The sequence below is a fragment of the Dactylosporangium cerinum genome, assembly GCF_042653625.1.
Classification (GTDB): domain Bacteria; phylum Actinomycetota; class Actinomycetes; order Mycobacteriales; family Micromonosporaceae; genus Dactylosporangium; species Dactylosporangium cerinum.
Genome location: NZ_JBHSIU010000157.1, coordinates 1 through 596, shown reverse-complemented (window position 1 = coordinate 596; position 596 = coordinate 1). Strand labels below are relative to the sequence as shown.

General features: G+C 64.8%; 1 protein-coding gene. It reads right to left on the bottom strand.

Annotated elements, in window-relative coordinates; genetic code table 11:
- The coding region (locus ACFPIJ_RS64495) for a group II truncated hemoglobin (RefSeq protein WP_380129463.1) at positions 1-437 on the bottom strand (437 nt) is incomplete at its 3' end.
- Positions 438-596 lie beyond the last annotated feature (159 nt).

Below are 596 nucleotides of genomic sequence, written 5' to 3'. Positions count from 1 at the left end.
TGTCGCGGCCATGTCCAGGCGGGGACCTCACGGATCGGATGCAGCTGGTCATCGGTCTCGGCATGCGAGTTCTGCTGGGCGACGCGGGCGCCGAAGTCAAGGTGCTCGCCTACGGCTGCGCGGAAGGCGTCGTCGTCCGGTAGGCCGGCTTCATCGATCGCTTCGAGGTAAAGGACGACGAACCGTTCCCGCTGCTCGTCGGTGATCTTCAGATGGCGGTGGACGTCAATGAGGTACTGAAATCCGGGGCCGGTGGTGAATCTGTTCGGGCCGCCGAAGGACTCGGCGGTGAACCACGTGAGATGTTCGACGTGGCTCGGCTGGCGAGTGGGGAACACGCTGCGCAGCACGGGGTCGTCCAGCACTTTGGTGTAGAACAGTTCTTCCAGGCGATGCAGCGCCTCATCGCCGCCGGCGAATTCGTAAAGAGTGGTCATTGCCTCGTCCTCCGTAGCCTGGGGCTGAGCGGCGTGCGCGCTTCCCGAAGATCCGATCGCTGCGACCGTACCTCGTGGTGACGAGCGTGGTCACCTACGGCCGGCTCGGGATGACGCTGGATGAGCTGTTGGTCGCCCGGCGGTAAGACGGCCGACCTG